At 71.9% G+C, this 16,776-nt stretch carries 11 protein-coding genes; 1 reads left to right on the top strand and 10 read right to left on the bottom strand.

Features of this window, described 5'->3' with window-relative positions; all coding sequences use genetic code 11:
- Position 1: 1 nt before the first annotated feature.
- Positions 2 to 1,138, top strand: a complete 1,137-nt coding sequence (locus tag miv_RS14355; protein ID WP_207183245.1) for a sulfate/molybdate ABC transporter ATP-binding protein — start codon at positions 2 to 4, stop codon at positions 1,136 to 1,138.
- Positions 1,139 to 1,196: 58 nt separating this feature from the next.
- Here miv_RS14355 and miv_RS14350 read toward each other — a convergent pair whose 3' ends face one another.
- The 10 genes from miv_RS14350 to miv_RS14305 form a co-directional block, all read right to left on the bottom strand.
- Positions 1,197 to 2,291, bottom strand: a complete 1,095-nt coding sequence (locus tag miv_RS14350) for a protein-glutamate methylesterase/protein-glutamine glutaminase (RefSeq protein WP_048426833.1) — start codon at positions 2,289 to 2,291, stop codon at positions 1,197 to 1,199.
- Entirely contained in the window at positions 2,288 to 3,151 is an 864-nt protein-coding gene (locus miv_RS14345; RefSeq protein ID WP_207183244.1) for a CheR family methyltransferase, read from the bottom strand. The genes miv_RS14350 and miv_RS14345 overlap by 4 nt, the downstream gene beginning before the upstream one ends.
- Positions 3,141 to 3,608, bottom strand: a complete 468-nt coding sequence (locus miv_RS14340) for a chemotaxis protein CheW (RefSeq protein WP_207183243.1) — start codon at positions 3,606 to 3,608, stop codon at positions 3,141 to 3,143. Before miv_RS14340 ends, miv_RS14345 begins: the two co-directional genes overlap by 11 nt.
- Before the next feature lie 86 nt (positions 3,609 to 3,694).
- Positions 3,695 to 6,004, bottom strand: a complete 2,310-nt coding sequence (locus tag miv_RS14335) for a HAMP domain-containing methyl-accepting chemotaxis protein (protein WP_207183242.1) — start codon at positions 6,002 to 6,004, stop codon at positions 3,695 to 3,697.
- A 152-nt stretch (positions 6,005 to 6,156) separates the two neighbouring features.
- The gene (locus miv_RS14330) at positions 6,157 to 8,829 is read right to left on the bottom strand and encodes a HAMP domain-containing methyl-accepting chemotaxis protein (protein ID WP_207183241.1); all 2,673 of its coding nucleotides are present in this window, start codon (positions 8,827 to 8,829) and stop codon (positions 6,157 to 6,159) included.
- 70 nt (positions 8,830 to 8,899) lie between these two features.
- The gene (locus miv_RS14325) at positions 8,900 to 11,035 is read right to left on the bottom strand and encodes a methyl-accepting chemotaxis protein (RefSeq protein WP_207183240.1); all 2,136 of its coding nucleotides are present in this window, start codon (positions 11,033 to 11,035) and stop codon (positions 8,900 to 8,902) included.
- A gap of 87 nt (positions 11,036 to 11,122) precedes the next feature.
- Positions 11,123 to 13,327, bottom strand: coding sequence for a methyl-accepting chemotaxis protein (locus miv_RS14320; protein WP_207183239.1), 2,205 nt, complete (start codon positions 13,325 to 13,327; stop codon positions 11,123 to 11,125).
- Between the two features lie 36 nt (positions 13,328 to 13,363).
- Positions 13,364 to 13,867, bottom strand: a complete 504-nt coding sequence (locus miv_RS14315; RefSeq protein WP_082171838.1) for a chemotaxis protein CheW — start codon at positions 13,865 to 13,867, stop codon at positions 13,364 to 13,366.
- Positions 13,867 to 15,924, bottom strand: a complete 2,058-nt coding sequence (locus miv_RS14310; RefSeq protein ID WP_207183238.1) for a chemotaxis protein CheA — start codon at positions 15,922 to 15,924, stop codon at positions 13,867 to 13,869. The genes miv_RS14315 and miv_RS14310 overlap by 1 nt, the downstream gene beginning before the upstream one ends.
- Positions 15,925 to 16,400: 476 nt before the next feature.
- On the bottom strand, positions 16,401 to 16,766 hold the full coding sequence (locus miv_RS14305) for a response regulator (RefSeq protein ID WP_048428656.1): 366 nt from the start codon (positions 16,764 to 16,766) through the stop codon (positions 16,401 to 16,403).
- Between the last annotated feature and the right edge of the window lie 10 nt (positions 16,767 to 16,776).

Here is a 16,776-nt window from a genome sequence, read left to right as displayed (position 1 = left end):
GATGACGGCAGGATTCGCTCCCACCGCCCTGTCCCTGCGCCGCGAGGCGTCGGCCCGCCCGGTCGAGGCCTCGTCCGCCGAGCGCCTGCGCCAGGCCGGCACCTCGGTCCGGGTCGATCGCATCGTCAAAAGCTATGGCGGCGCGGGCCCGGCGGCGCTCGAAGGCGTCAGCCTGGCGATCGAGCCGGGCGAGCTCCTGGCGCTTCTCGGCCCTTCGGGCTCGGGCAAGACCACGCTGCTGCGCGTGATCGCCGGGCTGGAGATCCCCGACGGGGGACGGGTGTTCTTCGGCTCGCAGGACACCACCGACATCCCGGTCCAGAGCCGCGGCGTCGGCTTCGTGTTCCAGCACTATGCCCTGTTCCGCCACCTGACGGTGTTCGAGAACATCGCCTACGGGTTGCGCTCGCGCCCCCGGGCCCAGCGTCCGCGGGAGGACGAGATCCGCCGCCGGGTCGAGCGCCTGCTCGAACTCGTGCAGCTGCCCGACCTCGCCAAGCGCTTCCCGGGCCAGCTGTCGGGCGGCCAGCGCCAGCGGGTGGCGCTCGCCCGGGCGCTGGCGGTCGAGCCGTCGGTGCTGCTCCTCGACGAGCCGTTCGGGGCGCTGGACGCCCAGGTGCGCAAGGACCTGCGGCGCTGGCTGCGGGAGATCCACCGCGAAACCGGCCAGACCACGATCTTCGTCACCCACGACCAGGACGAGGCCCTGGAACTCGCCGACCGGATCGCGATCCTCAACAAGGGCCGGATCGAGCAGGTCGGCGCGCCGCACGAGGTCCAGGACCACCCGGCCTCGCGCTTCGTGATGTCCTTCGTCGGCGAGACCGCCCGGCTGCCCGCGGAGGTGTCCGACGGGCAGGTGCGAGTCGCGGGTCGCCCGGTGATCGCGGCGGAACCCGGCTGGCCGCAGGGCCCCGTCGATCTCTGCCTGCGGCCCTGGGACCTCACGGTCGGGCAGGGGGCCGGCACGCTGCCCGGCACCGTGCGCGAATGGCGCCGCACCGGGCGGGGCACCGTGGCGGAGATCCTGCTGGACGGCGCCGAGGCCCCGGTCGAGGTCAAGGTCACGGACGTCTACGAGCCGGGCGACCGGGTGGCGCTCGCGATCGGCGCGGCGCGGGTGTTTCCCCGCGGGTGAGACACCGGCTCCGCCCGGCCTTCGGGCGGCGCGGAGTCGAGGTTCGGGCGGGGCGTTCTCACCCCGCCTCGCCGCCCCGCGCGGCGATCCCGAAGCGCAGGATCTCGCCGGAGATGTGGTCGAGGCCCACGACCTTCTCGGCCGCGCCGCGCTCGATCGCTTCTTTCGGCATCCCGAACACGACCGAGCTCGCCTCGTCCTGCGCGATCGTCCGGGCGCCGGCCCGGCGCATCTCCAGGAGGCCGGCGGCGCCGTCGTCGCCCATGCCGGTCATGATGATCCCGAGGGCGTTGCCGCCCGCGGCCTGCGCGGCGGAGCGAAACAGCACGTCGACGGAGGGGCGGTGGCGCGAGACCGGCGGGCCGTCCTTGATCGCGACCTGATAGCGCCCGCCGGTGCGCTGGAGCAGCATGTGGCGCGCACCCGGCGCGATCAGCGCGAGGCCCGGCCGCACCACGTCGCCGTCCTCGGCCTCCTTGACGGCGATGGCGCAGAGCCCGTCGAGCCGGCGCGCGAAGGCGGCGGTGAAGTGCTCGGGCATGTGCTGCACGATCAGGATGCCGGGGCAGTCCGGCGGCAGCGGCTCGAGCACGTTGCGCAGGGATTCCGTGCCCCCGGTCGAGACGCCGATGCAGATGACGGGCTCGGTCGCGACCACCGGCCGGCGGCTCGCCACCGGGGGCAGCATCGCGTCGGCCGTGAGCTTGGCCTCGACCGGGCGGGCCCGCCCCGCACCCCGGGGCTTCGCCCGGGCGGCGGCCCGGACGGCATCGCAGACCCGCCGGCCGGAATCGATGAGCGCCTGGCGGGTGTCGACCCGGGGCTTGGGCAGGACCGCGACGGCGCCGGCCTCCATCACCTCGGCGACGAGCTGCGAGCCCGGCTCGGCGAGCCCCGAGCAGACGATCACCGGGATCGGCTTCTGCGCCATGATCTTGCGCAGGAAGGTGAGGCCGTCCATCCGCGGCATCTCGAGGTCGAGCAGGATCACGTCGGGGAGGTCGTCGCGGATGCGCCGTGCGGCCACGAACGGGTCGGAGGCGGTGGCGAGCACCACGATGTCCGGCGCCTCGCCCAGGATGCCAGCGAGCGTCTGGCGCACCGAGGCCGAATCGTCGACGATCAGGACGCGGATCGGGTCGCGGCCGCTCACCGGCCGCCCCCCTCGGGACGGCGAAAGATCGACGAGGTCTCCTGGACGAGCCCGGCGGCCCCGATGCCCGCCATCGACTCGGAATGGCCGACCACCAGGAAGCCCCCCGGGACGAGGTGCTGGGCCAGGTGCTCGACGACCTTCTTCTGCGTCGGCTTGTCGAAGTAGATCAGCACGTTGCGGCAGAAGATGACGTGCACGCCGGACTCGACCGGGTAGGTGTCGTCCATCAGGTTGAGGTGGCGGAACCGGACCTGGCGGCGCAGCTCGGGGACGATGCGGCCCTCGCGGCGGGCCGGGTCGCGGGCCTCCATGACGTAGCGGCGGCGATACTCGGGCGGCACCGGCGCCAGCATGTCGGTGGCGTAGATCCCGCGGGCCGCGACGGCGAGCACCTGGGTCGAGATGTCGGTGCCCAGGATGCCGTAGGACATCTCGTGGCCGGCCCGCACCATGTCGTCGAGAACCATCGCCAGGGTGTAGGCCTCGGCCCCGATCGAGGCCGCGGCGCTCCAGACCTTCAGTCGCAGCGGCCGGCCGCGCCCCTGCGCGGCGAGCCGCGGCACCGCCTCCTCGCGCAGGAAGTCGAAGTGGCTCGGCTCGCGGAAGAAGTCGGTCTTGTTCGTCGTCACGCAGTCGATCAGGTGCGTGAGCTCCTGGGCGAGGAAGCCCTCCTCGAACAGGAGACGCCCGTAGGCGTCGAGCGAGTCGAGGTCGAGCGCGCGCACGCGCTTGCGCAGGCGGCCCTCGACCATCGTGCGCTTGACCGCCGGGAGCTGGATGCCGACCCGCTCCTCGATCAGCGCGGCGATCGAGCGGTAATGGCCGTCCTGCAGGACGGAGCCGATCTCAAGCTGCATCGCGGAGCGCCGGGGCGTCGCCCGCCATCAGGCGCGCGAGGTCGAACACCACCACGAAGGCCTCGCCCTTGCGGCCGATCCCGGCGATGTAGTCGGCGCGCCAGCGCCCGCCGACCTCCGGGGCGTCCTCCATCCGGCCGGGATCGAGGGCGGTGACCTCGAAGACCCGGTCGGCGACGACGCCGATCCCGGTCGCGCGCCCGTTCACGGCGACGTCGAGCAGGATGATCCGCGTCGCCGCGGTCGGCTCCACGGGAGCGAGCCCGAGCTTGGTGCGCAGGTCGATCACCGGATAGCTGCGGCCGCGCACGTCGATCATGCCGAGGAGGAAGGCCGGGGCCTGCGGCAGGGCCGAGACCGGCCGGTGGTCGAGGATCTCCTGGACGTGGGCGATCGGAATCCCGAAGGTCTCACGGTCGAGCCCGAGGGTGAGGTACTGCGCGGTGGCGTGGGGCATCGGAGCCGCTCCGGGGGAAGGGGAAGGGGGCCGTCGCCGGCCCCCAGGCGATGGGGTCGAGAGGGGGCGTCGTCTCCCCCCGGCGATCAGGCGCTGCGCTTGAAGGCCGCGTCGTCCTCGTCGTCGTCCATGTCGAAGGCGAAGCCCCCGGACGGGGCACGCCGCGGCTGGGCCGGACGGCCCGCCTTCGCGGCGACCTTGAAGGTCGCCTTGGCCTTCACGGGGGCCGCCATCCGGGCCGCCGTGCTCCGCAACTGGCCGATGCCCGCCTCCATCTCCGCACCAGACTCGCCGATGCGGAAATACGCGATCGTCGCCTGCAACTGCTCGGCCTGCGCCGCCAGCTCCTCCGACGTCGCCGAGACCTGCTCGGACGCCGACGCGTTCTGCTGCGTCACCTTGTCGAGCTGCTGGATCGCCTGGTTGATCTGAGCCGACCCCACATCCTGCTCCCGGCACGCCGCCGTGATCTCCTCCACCAGGCCCGCCGTCCGCTTGATGTCAGGAACCAGACGACCCAGCATCTCGCCCGCTTCCCGCGCCACCTTCACGCTGTCGGCCGACAGGGTCCCGATCTCGGCCGCCGCCGTCTGGCTGCGCTCGGCCAGCTTGCGAACCTCGCTCGCCACCACCGCAAAGCCGCGGCCATGCTCGCCGGCCCGCGCCGCCTCGACCGCGGCGTTCAGCGCCAACAGGTCGGTCTGGCGGGCGATCTCCTGCACGATGGTGATTTTTTGGGCGATCGTCTGCATCGCCTCGACCGCGCGTCCCACCGCCGCCCCGCTGGCCTCCGCGTCGCGGGCCGACTGGCGGGCGATGGTCTCGGTCTGGCTGGCATTCTCGGCGTTCTGGCGCACGTTGGCGGCCATCTCCTCCATCGAGGCCGAGGCCTCTTCGGTGGAGGAGGCCTGCTCGCTCGAGCCCTGCGACAGCTGCTCGGCGGAGGCCGACAGTTCCTGGCTTCCCGCCGACACGTTGCCGGCGGCGGCCAGCGCCTCCGACACGATGCTGCGCAGGCGCGATAGCATGGTCTGGAGGGCGAGCCCCATCGCGTCCTTGTCGGAGACGGGCTTGGCCTCGACCGTAAGGTCACCGGCGGCGATCGCCTCGGCGACGGCGGCGGTGGCGCGCAGGTTCGCGATCATGCGGCCGAGCGCCAGCCCCATCGTGTCCTTGTCGGACATCGGCTTGGCATCGACCGACAGGTTGCCGCGTGCCACCTCGTCGGCGAGGTCGGCGGTGGCCTTCAGGTTGGCCGTCATGCGGGCCATCGCCGCGGTGAGGTCGCCGATCTCGTCGCGCGAGGTCACCACGATCGTCTGATCGAGATCGCCCCGCGCCACGGCGTCGGCGAGGCCGACGGCACGGCCGAGCCCGCGACCGATGCTCAGGGAGATCGCCAGCGCCGCGCCGGCACCGATCAGGCAGGACGACAGCAGGATCGCGACCAGCAGGGTCTTGGCGCCGTCGGCTTCCGCCAGGGCGGCGCGGGCCGCTCCGGTCATCTGGCCCTTGATGATGCCGGCGTAATCGTCGAACGCCTTCACGGTCGCGAGAAGCTGCGTGCGCCCCTCGCCCATCGTGATCGCCTGGGCCTTGAGGTTGCCGCCCTCGGCCGCCACCGCCACCGCGCGGCGCGCGATGGAGAAACCGGTCTCGTACAGGCCGACGATCTCCTGGCCCCGTGCGCCGGCCGCGGCGGCCACCGGCTTCAGCGCCGCGAGGGCGGCCGCGAAGACGGCCTCGTGCCGCGCGGAGGCTTGAACCAGATCCTGAAGCTCGCCCGGCGAGCCGGCCGACAGCATGAAGGCGAAGCTGCGGCTGTAGTTCAGCCACGCCGCGTAGGTCCGGGAGAAGGTCAGGGCCGCCCTGACCTGGGCGTCGGCGGCATCGGGCTTCGCCAGTTCGGCGGTCACGGCATCGTTGAGGGCCGGCAGGCGCTGCTGCAGGTCCGCCGTTTCACGGTCGAACAGCTGGAAGGCCCGGAAGTTCGAGTTGAGCGTGGCGAGCTTGGCCGTCTGCTCCTGGAGCTTGGCATAGGTGGCCAGGCTCTCCCGGGCTTCGTCCAGCTTGCGGCGGTCCTCGCCGGTCGCATTCTGCTCGACCGCGGACTTGGCGCGTTCGAGATCCTTGCGCCGTTGGACAAGCTCCTGGTTATACGCCTCGATCCGCTGCGGATCGGATTCGAGCACCAGGTGCTTCTCGGTACGCGCCGTCGCGTTGAGGATGTTCTGAAGATCGGAGATCTCGCTGATGCGCATCCCGCGCGCGACGAGATCCTGTTCCGTCGCGGCCAGCTCGGACAGCTTGACGTAGCTCAGCACACCCGCACCCGCCGACAGGATCAGCACGAAGCCGAAGGCCCCCCCGAGCTTGGACTTGATGGTGAGTTTCACGGAGCCTCTCAGAAATTTCGCACGAGAACGTCACGTCCGAGATGCGACACGAAGGTTATGATCGTTCCCCCAAGCGGGGCCGCATCGAAGAACCGCAGCGAATTTCCTGTGGATTGCGGGCCCGTCATCCAGGGCCCGCACGACGAAACGCTTCAGGCGCTGCGCTTGAACGCGCCGTCCTCGTCGTCCTCGCCGAGATCGAAGGCGAATCCTCCCGACGGGGCGGGGCGGGACACGGTTGCCTTTGCGGCAACGCGGCCCTGCGGCTTGGCGGGCGTCTTCGCCTGCGTCTTGGCCGGCGCCTTCACGGGGGCCGCCATCCGGGCCGCCGTGCTCCGCAGCTGGCCTACCGCAGCATCCGTCTGCGCCTCGCCCTCGCCGATGCGGAAATACGCGATCGTCGCCTGCAGCTGCTCGGCCTGCGCTGCCAGTTCCTCCGAGGTCGCCGAGACCTGCTCGGATGCCGATGCGTTCTGCTGCGTCACCTTGTCGAGCTGCTGGATCGCCTGGTTGATCTGAGCCGACCCCACATCCTGCTCCCGGCACGCCGCCGTGATCTCCTCCACCAGACCCGCCGTCCGCTTGATGTCGGGCACCAGACGCCCCAGCATCTCGCCCGCTTCCCGCGCCACCTTCACGCTGTCGGCCGACAAGGTCCCGATCTCGGCCGCCGCCGTCTGGCTGCGCTCGGCGAGCTTGCGGACCTCGCTCGCCACCACCGCAAAGCCGCGCCCGTGCTCGCCGGCGCGGGCCGCCTCGACCGCGGCGTTCAGCGCCAACAGGTCGGTCTGGCGGGCGATCTCCTGCACGATGGTGATTTTTTGGGCGATCGTCTGCATCGCCTCGACCGCGCGTCCCACCGCCGCCCCGCTGGCCTCGGCGTCGCGGGCCGACTGGCGGGCGATGGTCTCGGTCTGGCTGGCATTCTCGGCGTTCTGGCGCACGTTGGCGGCCATCTCCTCCATCGAGGCGGACGCCTCTTCGGTCGAGGAGGCCTGCTCGGTCGAACCCTGCGACAGCTGCTCGGCGGAGGCCGACAGCTCCTGGCTTCCCGCCGACACGTTGCCGGCGGCCGAGAGCGCCTCCGACACGATGGCGCGCAGGCGCGACAGCATGGTCTGGAGGGCGAGCCCCATCGCGTCCTTGTCGGAGACGGGCTTGGCCTCGACCGTGAGGTCGCCGGCGGCGATCGCCTCGGCGACGGCGGCGGTGGCACGCAGGTTCGCGATCATGCGGCCGAGCGCCAGCCCCATCGCATCCTTGTCGGACATCGGCTTGGCATCGACCGACAGGTTGCCGCGTGCCACCTCGTCGGCCAGATCCGCCGTCGCCCGCAGGTTCGCGATCATGCGGGAGAGAGCCAGACCCATCATGTCCTTGTCGGACATGGGCTTCGCCTCCACCGACAGGTTGCCGCGCGCCACCTCGTCGGCCAGATCCGCCGTCGCCCGCAGGTTCGCGATCATGCGGGAGAGAGCCAGACCCATCATGTCCTTGTCGGACATGGGCTTCGCCTCCACCGACAGGTTGCCGCGTGCCACCTCGTCGGCCAGATCCGCCGTCGCCCGCAGGTTCGCGATCATGCGGGAGAGAGCGAGGCCCATCGTGTCCTTGTCGGACAGGGGCTTGGCCTCGACCGCGAGGTTGCCGCGTGCCACCTCGTCGGCCAGATCCGCCGTCGCCCGCAGGTTCGTGGTCATCCGCGCCATGGCGCCGACGAGGTCGCCGATCTCGTCGCGCGAGGTCGCCTCGATCCGCTGGCCGAGGTCGCCGAGGGCGACCGCATCGGCGAGGAACACCGCCCGGGTCAGGCCGCGGGAGATCGACAGGGCGAGCCAGCTCGCGAGGCCGAGGCCGAGGAGCAGGGCCGTCGCGACCGTGCCGATGAGGATGGTCTGCGCGTCCGCCGCCTCGGACTTCGTGCGCAGCACGGCCTCCGCCATGCGGCGGTTCTGGAACTCTACCAGGGCGTCGAAGGCCCGGTTCGCCGCCGTGCTGGCGGCGGCGTACTCGCCCGAGGTCAGGTCGGTCGCCCGCAAGGTGCTGCCGGTCTCGACGAGGGCGAGGGCCTTCCGGAACGAGTCGAACCAGGCCTCGGCCCGGGCCCGCAGGGCGTCGCCGGCGACGCCCTGGGCGGCGGCGAGACGCATCACGGCGTCGAGGGTCTTGGCCACCTCGTCGCGCGTGGCGCGGGCGGCGGCGACGCGCTCGTCGAGGATCGCCACCGAGGTGGCGCCGGTGGCGGCCTGCAGCTGGCCCCAGGCCCGCTCGGCCCGGTTCTGAAACCCGAACACCGCCTGCATCAGGTCGCCGGCATTCTGCGCCGCCGCACGCTGCATCAGCCCCTCGGCCTCGCCGCGCAGGCTGTTGAGCGCCGGCCGGCCGGCCCCGTTGATCTCGCCCCAGGCCTTCACGACCACGTTGGCGCGGGTCAGCTCCTGAACCTTCGCCGCCAGCTCGCGCTGGCGATCGTACTTCGCCAGGACGTCGGCCAGCAGGCGCCGGCCCTCCTCGGTCTGGATGAACTCCTTGGCCTTGGCCAGACCGTTCATGGCGTCGGTCCGGTTGTCGGCGGCCCGCTTGGCGAAATCGGCCATCTGGGTCTCATCGGTCGAGACGACCATGGCGCGCACGTTCGAGACGCCGCGGATCGCCTGGGCCTTGGCGTCGAGCACGAGGTTCTGCAGGTCGGCCCGGCTGACGATGAACGCCGTCGCCTCGTTGGACGCACTCAGCCGCTGGTAGCCGACCCCACCGGCGACCCCGACGAGGACCAGGATCGCCCCGAAGCCGGCCGCCAGCTTGAACTTGATCGTAACGCGCATCGTCGTGTCACCGGATTGAATGAGATCGGATCGTATCGGGCGCCCCGCCTCGATCGGGCGCCCGTCCTGGTCAGGCGCTGCGCTTGAAGGCGGCGTCGTCCTCGTCCTCGCCCATGTCGAAGGCAAAGCCCCCGGGCGCGGCCGGCCGCGACTGGACCGGACGGCCCGGCGGCGCCTTCGGGGCGACCTTGGCCAACGTCTTCGTTGCCGTCTTCGCTGCTGTCTTGGCCGCTATCTTGGCTGCCATCTTGGCCTTCGGCGTCACCGGTGCCGCCATCCGGGCCGCCGTGCGCCGCAACTGGCCCACCGCGGCATCCGTCTGCGCCTCGCCCTCGCCGATGCGGAAATACGCGATCGTCGCCTGCAGCTGCTCGGCCTGCGCCGCCAGCTCCTCCGAGGTCGCCGAGACCTGCTCGGACGCCGACGCGTTCTGCTGCGTCACCTTGTCGAGCTGCTGGATCGCCTGGTTGATCTGAGCCGACCCCACATCCTGCTCCCGGCACGCCGCCGTGATCTCCTCCACCAAGCCCGCCGTCCGCTTGATGTCGGGCACCAGACGACCCAGCATCTCGCCCGCTTCCCGCGCCACCTTCACGCTGTCGGCCGACAGGGTCCCGATCTCGGCCGCCGCCGTCTGGCTGCGCTCGGCGAGCTTGCGGACCTCGCTCGCCACCACCGCAAAGCCGCGCCCGTGCTCGCCGGCGCGGGCCGCCTCGACCGCGGCGTTCAGCGCCAACAGGTCGGTCTGGCGGGCGATCTCCTGCACGATGGTGATTTTTTGGGCGATCGTCTGCATCGCCTCCACCGCGCGTCCCACCGCCGCCCCGCTGGCCTCGGCGTCGCGGGCCGACTGGCGGGCGATCGTCTCGGTCTGGCTGGCATTCTCGGCGTTCTGGCGCACGTTGGCGGCCATCTCCTCCATCGAGGCGGACGCCTCTTCGGTGGAGGAGGCCTGCTCGGTCGAGCCCTGCGACAGCTGCTCGGCGGAGGCCGACAGTTCCTGGCTCCCCGCCGACACGTTGCCGGCGGCGGCGAGGGCCTCGGACACGACGCTGCGCAACCGGGCGACGGTGCCGTTGAGGGCGTGAACGAGATCGCCGATCTCGTCGTCGCTGCGCGGAGCGACCTCCTTCGTGAGATCGCCGGCGGCGAGCGAATCGGCAAGGTCGTTCGCCCGGGCGAGGCTGCGGCCGATGCTGAAGGCGATCAGGAGCGAGGAGGCGAGGCCGACCAGGACCGAGGCGGCGACCGCGGCGAGCATCAGGGCCTTGGCGGACTCGGCGCCCTTGAGCGCCGCCCCCGAGACCTCGTCCATGCGGGTGCCGGTGAACTGGGCGTATTGCCGGAAGCCCGCCATCACCTCGCGGCCGACCGTCAGGCCTTCGCCGACGGTGATCGTCCGGGCCCGGATGTCGCCCGCCGCGGCGGCGATCTCAACCACGCGACCGACGAGGCCGGTGACCTGCTCGGCCTTGGCCCGTACCTGCGCCGGCGCGATCCCGAGGGGGGACAGGGCGGCGACGACGTCGCGCAAAGCCGTGCCGGTGGTCTCCGACTCCGTCGCGACCGCGCGCCGCGCCGCCTCGATCTCCGCGAGCGTGGTGGCGCCGACGACCTCGAGGCTGACGCGGGCGAGGCGGGCCGTGCGGTAGCGCAGGGTCTGGAGGTCGAGGCCGGCCCGCTCGCGCTCGGGCGAGGGGGCCGCCTTGGCGATCTCGGCGCCGGCCGCATCGAGGGCCGCGTTGAACGCCGCCACCGCGGTGAGGCCGTCGCCCTTCCACAGGTCGGCGGCGTGGCTCGCCGAGTTGAGCCGGGCAAGGCGGATCATCTCGTCCTGAAGCTGGTTCAGGCGCTTGTAGGCGGCCTCGGCGGAGGCGAGCATGGCGCGGCCCCTCTCGCTCGCGCCGTCCGATACCTCCCGGTAGAGCCGCTGCACATCGGTCCGGCGGGTAAGCAGGCTCTCGATGTGGAACTCGCGGTCCTTGTCGGTCGTCATCAGCAGGATGTTGCGCTCCGAGCGGATCTGCGCCTGGATCTGCTCCTGCAGCTCGCCGGCGCGGATCGCCTGGCGGCCCTGGGCGACGAGCGCGAGCTCGGCCTGGCCCATCTCGGAGAGCTGGGTGTAGGCGAGGCCGCCGGCCCCGAGGGAGAGAAGGATCAGCAGCCCCGAGCTCGCGGCCAGCTTGGTCTTGATCGTCAATCGCACGTGAGATCTCCGGCGGGTCGGCGCCGTCCTGCGACGGCCGTCATCCGTATCGGCGGCGGCGCCCGGGAGCGCCGCCGGTGAGGGGCGTCAGGCGCTGCGCTTGAAGGCGGCGTCGTCCTCGTCCTCGCCCATGTCGAAGGCGAAGCCGCCGCTGCGCGGCTGGGCCGGACGGCCCGTCTTCGCGGCCGGCTTCGACGCGAGCTTGGGGGCCGCCGTGAGGGACGCCTTCGCCTTCACCGGGGCGGCCATCCGGGCCGCGGTGCGCCGCAGCTGGCCCACCGCGGCATCCGTCTGCGCCTCGCCCTCGCCGATACGGAAATACGCGATCGTCGCCTGCAGCTGCTCGGCCTGCGCCGCCAGTTCCTCCGAGGTCGCCGAGACCTGCTCGGACGCCGACGCGTTCTGCTGCGTCACCTTGTCGAGCTGCTGGATCGCCTGGTTGATCTGAGCCGACCCCACATCCTGCTCCCGGCACGCCGCCGTGATCTCTTCCACAAGGCCCGCCGTCCGCTTGATGTCGGGCACCAGACGACCCAGCATCTCGCCCGCTTCCCGCGCCACCTTCACGCTGTCGGCCGACAGGGTCCCGATCTCGGCCGCCGCCGTCTGGCTGCGCTCGGCGAGCTTGCGGACCTCGCTCGCCACCACCGCAAAGCCGCGGCCATGCTCGCCGGCGCGGGCCGCCTCCACCGCGGCGTTCAGCGCCAACAGGTCGGTCTGGCGGGCGATCTCCTGCACGATGGTGATTTTTTGGGCGATCGTCTGCATCGCCTCGACCGCGCGTCCCACCGCCGCCCCGCTGGCCTCGGCGTCGCGGGCCGACTGGCGGGCGATCGTCTCGGTCTGGCTGGCATTCTCGGCGTTCTGGCGCACGTTGGCGGCCATCTCCTCCATCGAGGCCGAGGCCTCTTCGGTCGAGGAGGCCTGCTCGGTCGAACCCTGCGACAGCTGCTCGGCGGAGGCCGACAGTTCCTGGCTCCCCGCCGACACGTTGCCGGCGGCGGCCAGCGCCTCCGACACGACGCTGCGCAGGCGCTGGAGCATGGTGCGCAGGGCGAGGCCGAGGGTGTCACGGTCCGACAGGGGCTGGGCCTCGACCGTGAGGTCGCCGGCGGCGATCGCCTCGGCCACTGCCGCGTTCGCCTGCAGGTTCGCCGTCATGGCGTTGAGCGAGACGACGAGAGCGCCGATCTCGTCCTGCGAGCGCACCGTCAGGGTCCGCGACAGGTCGCCGGCCGCCACCGCATCGGCGAGGCCGACCGCTTCGGTCAGGCCGCGGCTGATCGCCAGGGCGATCCAGGTCGAGGCGCCGATGCCGACGACGAGCGAGCCGAGCAGGATCGCCAGCAGCATCAGCTTGGCGTTCTCCGCATCCGCCGCGCCCTGCGCCGCCGCCCGGTCCATCTCCCGCTTGATGAGCGCCGCAACCTCGTCATACGCCTTGATGGCAGCGTTGAACTGCTCGCGTCCCTCGCCCATGGTGAGCGTCGCGGCGCGCAGGTTGCCGCCCTCGCCGGCGGTCGCCAGCGCCCGCTTCACCAGCGGCGCGGCGGCCTCGTATTGCGCGGCCAGATCGACGGCACCCTGGCCGAGGCCCGGGGCGACGGCCTTGACCCGGCCGAGCTCGGCCCGGAACGCGGCCTCGAGGGCATCCGCCTCCTTGATCGCCCCCTCGAGTTCGGCGAGCGAGCCCGACGAGAGCATGAACGCGAAGGAGCGGGTGTAGCGCAGCCAGTCGCCGCGCAGTCGCTCGAAGGCGACGACGCCGCGGAACGCCTCCTCGCCACCCTCCTTGGCAAGCCGGTCGCGGAACGCATCGGTGGCCGCGGTCAGCTGCCGGACCTGCGGCAGAACCTCGGTCTGGTAGAGCTGGGAGGCCCGGAAGTTCGAGTTGAGCGAACCCCACTTCGCCGTCTCGGCCTGGGTCCGGCCGGCCACGGCGAGCCGCTCGGCCGCCGCCGCGAGCAGTCGCTGCTCCTCGCCGGTCGCGTTGCGCTCGATCTCGGCGCGCAGACGGGCGAGGTCGGCGGTCTGTTGGGCGAGGAGCTGGTTGAACTCGGCGATCCGCTTGGGATCGCTCTCGATGACGATGTTCTTCTCGGTCCGGCCGGCGGCCCCGAGGGCGTTCTGCAGGTCGGAGATCGCCCCGACCCGCTGGCCGCGTGCCGCCAGCACCTGCTGGCTCGCCGCCAGTTCCGTCAGACGCCAGTAGCTCAGGCCGCCGGCCGCCGTGGCGAGCAGCAGCACCAGGCCTGAGGACGCAGCGAGCTTGGCTTTTACCGAGAGCTTCATGGTCTGTGCGGTCCGACGTGATCGAGAGGGCGGGATTCAGGCGAGGATGGCTTCGAGGTCGGGCACGATCACGAACTGGTCGTTCCACTTGATCAGGGTGCGCACGAAGTCGGGGCGGATCGCGAGGCCGACGCGCGGCATCGGCCGGGCCTCCGAGAACCGGATCTCGGTGACCTCGTGGACCTTGTCGGCGGTGAGCCCGACGCAGACCGGATCGCCGTCGATCGTGAGCTCGACCACGACGATGCGGGTATCCGGGCTCGCCGCCCGGGGCGGCAGGCCGAACCGCACCCGCAGGTCGGCGAGCGGAATGATGGCGCCGCGCACGTTGACGACGCTCGGCAGGTGAGGCCTCGCCCCCGCGACGCGGGTGGGGGGCAGGGGATCGATGATCTCGCGCACGAGGCCGGCGTCGATCGCGAAGATCTCGTCGGCGATGCCGACCATCAGCGCCTGGACGCGGGCCGCCTCGGGCGCGGCGGCATCGGGATCGAAGGGAGCCGAATTCTGCGGGCGCTCGGTCTGGACGGAGAGGGACATCACGCGGCCTCGGGCAGGTTGGAACCGTGCGGATCGGTCCCGCCCCGGACCTGGCCGGCGGCCAGGAGCTGGGGCACGTCCAGGATGAGGGCGGCGCTGCCGTCGCCCAGGATGGTGGCGCCGGAGAACATCGTCACGTCGGCATGCAGCTTCGACAGCGACTTGATCACCGTCTGGTGGCTGCCGACGATCTGGTCGGCGACGAAGCCGACCCGCTCGCCGGCGAGCGCCGTGATGATCACCATCTGGTGCGGCTCGGGCAGGGCGTCGGAGCCGAACAGTTCGCGCAGGCGCAGGTACGGCACCAGTTCGCCCCGGATGTTGAGGAGGCTGCGGCCGCGCGCGTCGCGGTCGGCCTCGGGCAGCTCGACGCATTCCTCCACCGCCGAGAGCGGGATGACGTAATGCCCGTCGCCCACCCGGATCAGCAGGCCCTCGATGATCGCGAGGGTCAGCGGCAGCCGCAGGGTGACGGCGGAGCCGGCGCCCTGCCGGGTCGTGAGGTCGATCGAGCCGCGCAGGGACTCGATGGTCTTCTTGACCACGTCCATGCCGACGCCGCGGCCCGACAGGGCCGAGACCTCCCGGGCGGTGGAGAAGCCCGGCGCGAACAGGAACTGGTGGACCTCGTGGTCGCTCAGCGGCGTGCCGGGGGCGAGGAGGCCGTTCTCCTCGGCCTTGGCCCGGATGCGCGCGGTGTCGAGGCCGGCGCCGTCGTCGCGCACCGTGATCAGCACCTGGGCGCCGGCATGCTCGGCCTTGAGCAGGATGCGCCCGGTCGGGGCCTTGCCGGCGGCGGCCCGGCGCTCGGGCGCCTCGATGCCGTGGTCGATCGCGTTGCGGATCAGGTGGACGAGGGGATCGGCCAGGCGCTCGACGACCGTCTTGTCGAGCTCGGTATCCTCGCCTTCGGTGACGAAGGTCACGGGCTTGCCGAGATCGCGGGAGAGGTCGTGCACGAGGCGGCGGAAGCGGCCGAACAGCGAGCCGATCGGCACCATGCGGATGCCCATCGTGGTGTCGCGCAGGGCGGCGGCGAGGCGCTCGATCTCCTCGGCCACCGCCTTCACGGCGGAATCGGAGCGCAGGGCGGCGATCTGGCTCAAGCGCGCCTGGGCGATGACGAGCTCGCCGACCCGGTCCATCAGGGCGTCGAGGCGCTCGGCCTGCACCCGCACGGTGGTGATCGCCTGGTCGTCGGTACGCCGGGCGGCGGGCGCGGGGGCACGGGCCTCGGCCTCGGCGGCAGGCGGGGCGGCGGGCATCGGCTCGTCCGCCGCGGGCCGGACGGGGGCGGGCGAACCCGTCGGCTCGACCGATCCGGTGGGTTCGACCGGCCCGGTCGCCTCGACCGGCCGCATGGTGAGCGTCATCTCGTCCGAGACGAACAGGAAGACGTCGTCGATCGCCTCGCGGGCGACGCTGCCCGGCATCACCACGTCCCAGGCGAGATGGAGCCGCGCCGGATCGAGGGCGGCGAGGTCCGGCACCGCGTCGGTGCGGGCGGCGATCGACCGGGCGCCGAGATCGCGCAGGTCGTCGAGGAGCGCCAGCGGGTTGGTGCCGTTGCGCAGGATGTCGGGATCGAAGGCGAGGGCGAGGTGCCAATCGGGCCGGTCGGCCGCCGTCTCCGGCCCCGGCGCCTCGACGGGGGCCGCCGCCTCCGGCACGGCCGCCCCGGCGCCGGGCCGCACCAGGCGCTGCAGCTCGTCGAGGATCGCCGCGCCGATCACCGCGTCGGTGCCGTCCGGGTTCTCGATCAGGAGGCGGATATAGTCCTTGGCCGAGAGCGACACGTCGATCAGGGCGCGGCTCACGCTGACCTCGCCCTGGCGCACGAGGTCGAACGCGGTCTCGAAATCGTGGGTGAAGGCCGCGACCTGGGCGAAGCCGAACATCGCCCCCGAGCCCTTGATGGTGTGGAGCGCCCGGAACGCGGTGTCGATCAGCGCCCGGTCCTGCGGCCGGTCGCCGAGGTCGAGGAGCGTCGATTCCAGCCGGTCGAGGAGTTCGGTGGCCTCCGTCAGGAAGACCTCGGCGGGATCGATGTGGGTCATGGCAGCACCGGGTCACGCGGACGGTGCGAGGGTGGCGGGCGCCGACGAGGCGAGGCCGCCACCACTGCGCGCCGCCTGTCGCAGGGTTCATGACCGTAGGATGTAGCGGACCTCGATAAATTTCTGTAAATCAAATCCAGGTTTAGCGAAAAACCCGGGAACTTTTCGTCGGACGCAGATCGTAGAAGGACTGTTAACCACCGTCGTGGATAGCCGCAGACGCCGATCGGCGATGCGCGACGTCGATGACCTGCAGTGTATCCGGCCGCCGACATTCCATCGGGACGGCTGTTCGTCGCGGCCGTCCGGGTCTTCGGAGACGGACCGACCGCTTCGACGACGCGAAAAACCCTCCGCCGCCGGCCCGACCCTCACCGACGGCGAGGGCCCGGGACGGCGACGGAGGGCGCGAGGGCCGCCGAAGCCGCGTTCAGGCTCGTTGCGGGCGGCGCGTGGGCGCCGCACCGGACGGGCCTTCAGCGGCGGACGAGCTTCGTCACCACCGAGACCAGCTGCTCGGGCTTGAACGGCTTGGTGATCCAGCCGGTCGCCCCGGCGGCCTTGGCCTGCTGCTTCACGCCGTCGTTCGATTCGGTGCTCAAGAACACGATCGGGAGCCCGGAGAGCGCCGAGACGCCGCGCAGGCGCCGGATCAGCTCGAGCCCGTCCATCACCGGCATGTTCAGGTCGGTGATGACGAGGTCGACCGGCTCGGCCTGAGCCTTCTGCAGGCCCTCGGCGCCGTCCCCGGCCTCGAGGATGGTGTGCCCGGCCGGGCTCAGCGCGACCCGGATCATCTGCCGGATGCTGGGGGAATCGTCGACGGTCAGGATGGTGGCCATGAGAGGTTCG

Source organism: Methylobacterium indicum, assembly GCF_017347565.1.
Classification (GTDB): Bacteria; Pseudomonadota; Alphaproteobacteria; order Rhizobiales; family Beijerinckiaceae; genus Methylobacterium; species Methylobacterium indicum.
This window is presented reverse-complemented; position numbering and strand designations above follow the sequence as displayed.

Coding starts and splice junctions, on each gene's coding strand:
- miv_RS14340 (WP_207183243.1), bottom strand. CDS start 3,608: ATGCCCCACGCCACCGCGCAGTACCTCACCCTCGGGCTCGACCGTGAG.
- miv_RS14315 (WP_082171838.1), bottom strand. CDS start 13,867: ATGTCCCTCTCCGTCCAGACCGAGCGCCCGCAGAATTCGGCTCCCTTC.
- miv_RS14310 (WP_207183238.1), bottom strand. CDS start 15,924: ATGACCCACATCGATCCCGCCGAGGTCTTCCTGACGGAGGCCACCGAA.
- miv_RS14355 (WP_207183245.1), top strand. CDS start 2: ATGACGGCAGGATTCGCTCCCACCGCCCTGTCCCTGCGCCGCGAGGCG.
- miv_RS14330 (WP_207183241.1), bottom strand. CDS start 8,829: ATGCGCGTTACGATCAAGTTCAAGCTGGCGGCCGGCTTCGGGGCGATC.
- miv_RS14320 (WP_207183239.1), bottom strand. CDS start 13,327: ATGAAGCTCTCGGTAAAAGCCAAGCTCGCTGCGTCCTCAGGCCTGGTG.
- miv_RS14345 (WP_207183244.1), bottom strand. CDS start 3,151: ATGCAGCTTGAGATCGGCTCCGTCCTGCAGGACGGCCATTACCGCTCG.
- miv_RS14305 (WP_048428656.1), bottom strand. CDS start 16,766: ATGGCCACCATCCTGACCGTCGACGATTCCCCCAGCATCCGGCAGATG.